1 protein-coding gene and 1 pseudogene are annotated in these 2,125 nt (G+C 60.1%); both read left to right on the forward strand.

Annotation, left to right across the window (positions count from 1 at the left end):
- A pseudogene (locus tag EOA29_RS34075) lies at positions 1-327 on the forward strand (TetR/AcrR family transcriptional regulator); the annotation flags it as partial.
- Positions 328-680: 353 nt separating this feature from the next.
- Positions 681-1,997 carry an extracellular solute-binding protein gene (locus tag EOA29_RS34080; RefSeq protein WP_126091849.1) on the forward strand — a complete coding sequence of 439 codons (1,317 nt, stop codon included), beginning with the start codon at positions 681-683 and terminating at the stop codon, positions 1,995-1,997.
- The last annotated feature ends 128 nt before the right edge of the window (positions 1,998-2,125 follow it).

A 2,125-nucleotide genomic window follows, 5' to 3' on the forward strand; every position in this document is an offset into this window, starting at 1 on the left:
CTCGACCAGTGGGCGCGTCGGCAGGCCGGTACGCTGGGCGCCGAGCCGGCCTTCAAGCGCGGCCATCGCGTCGATCTCCTGAAGGATGCGATCGCGCCGCTCAAGGGTCGCCTGAAGCCGCGTCAGTTCAAGCGCTTGGCTCAGGCGCTGTCGATGATGTTCGGTGTCGAGGTGCTGATCGTGCTGAAGGACATATGGGGGCTGGACAGCCGTGACATGATGTCGGTCGCCGAGTGGGCAGCAGGTGCGCTGGTGCGTGCCGCGATGGCGGAATCCGGAGCGAGAGCGGGTGGGGGCTCGGCGGCTTCAGATGCGGGAATGTCTTAAATCTGGTTCGACCAGATTGGGAGGTGGTCTTCTAATATTAGCAGTGACAGGAGGGTTGAAACAAGGGCTGCCCCTATCAAGGAGTAGGAAAAACAAGATAAAACAGGCAGATACCGTTGCAATTGGCTTGTGAGGCCGTTTCTGATCGCCCAAGAAAGAGCTTGACGGCCATCTTGAATTGGTAATACCAGATCAATACACATGATGCGGATCGAAAGTGAGGGCTGCGATCCGTTTTTCCGGCAGGGCGAGGAGGCTCGAAGCCGGAAAGTGCCATCACTGGAGGAACTACCAGGGCCGACCACGCTGCCGGCTCGCATGACACGGTAGAATGCGCACAAGGGAGGAAAACTATGCGCAAGATAGTGACCAGCGTGATTGCTGGTATCGGGCTGGCGCTTGCCTGCGGGACATCCGTCCGCGCGCAGGACAAGGAACTCACCATCTTCTGGGCGGAATGGGATCCGGCGAACTATCTGCAGGAGCTCGTCAACGACTACACGGCCGAGACCGGCGTGAAAGTCACGGTGCAGACCACGCCGTGGCCGGACTTCCAGACCAAGGCCTTCACCGAGTTCAACGCGCATGGCGACGCCTACGACATGGTCGTCGGCGACTCGCAGTGGCTCGGCGCCGGTTCGACGCAGGGCCACTATGTCGACCTCACCGACTTCTTCAATCAGCACAAGCTCACCGACGTGATGGCGCCCGCGACCATCAAGTACTACGCCGAATATCCCGGCGGTTCCGGCAAATACTGGGCGATCCCGCTGGAAGGCGACGCGATCGGCTGGTCCTACCGCAAGGACTGGTTCGAGGATCCGAAGGAGAAGGAAGCCTTCAAGGCGAAGTACGGCTACGACCTCGATATCCCGAAGACCTATGCGCAGCTGCGCGATATCGCCGAATTCTTCCACCGTCCGGACCAGAAGCGGTACGGCGTCGCCATCTATACCGACAACTCCTATGACGCGATGGCGATGGGCGTCGAAAGCGCGATCTTCAGCTATGGCGGCGATCTCGGCGACTATGCGACCTACAAGGTCGATGGGATCACCAATTCGAAGGAGGCCATCGCCGGCCTCGACATGTACAAGGAGCTCTACAAGTTCACGCCTCCCGGTTGGGGCAAGACCTTCTTCGTGGAAGACAACCAGGCGATCACCGGTGGCCTCGCCGCGATGAGCATGAACTTCTTCGCCTTCTTCCCGCCGCTGGTGAACAAGGCCACCAACCCCTATGCCGACGTCACCGGCTTCTTCGCCAACCCGGCCGGTCCGGATGGCAAGCGTTTCGCGGCTCTCGGCGGCCAGGGCATCTCCGTCGTCTCGTACTCGAAGAACAAGGACGAGGCGATGAAGTTCCTGGAGTGGTTCATCAAGGACGAGACCCAGAAGAAGTGGGCCGAGCTCGGCGGCTACACCTGCAGCCAGGCTGTGCTGAAGTCGGAAGCCTTCCAGAACGCCACGCCATACAACAAGGCGTTCTACGACACGATGTTCATGGTCAAGGATTTTTGGGCAACGCCTGAATATGCCGAAGTGCTCGATCAGCTGAACCAGAACATCTATCCGTTCGTGGTCGGCGGGAAGGGCACCGCCCAGGAAGCGCTCGACAAGACCGCCTCCGACTGGAAGGCGACGTTCACCAAGTACAATCGCTACAAGTAAGCATCACAGTCAGAATGCCGGAGGAGGGCTTCCCCTCCGGCATTCCTGTTTCAGGGAGAACGACCGTTGGCTTCGGTAGCCCTCACACATCTTGATCCCGCCTCCAGGGCCGCCGCGCGCGGCTGGTC

Source organism: Mesorhizobium sp. M1E.F.Ca.ET.063.01.1.1, assembly GCF_003998155.1.
Classification (GTDB): domain Bacteria; phylum Pseudomonadota; class Alphaproteobacteria; order Rhizobiales; family Rhizobiaceae; genus Mesorhizobium.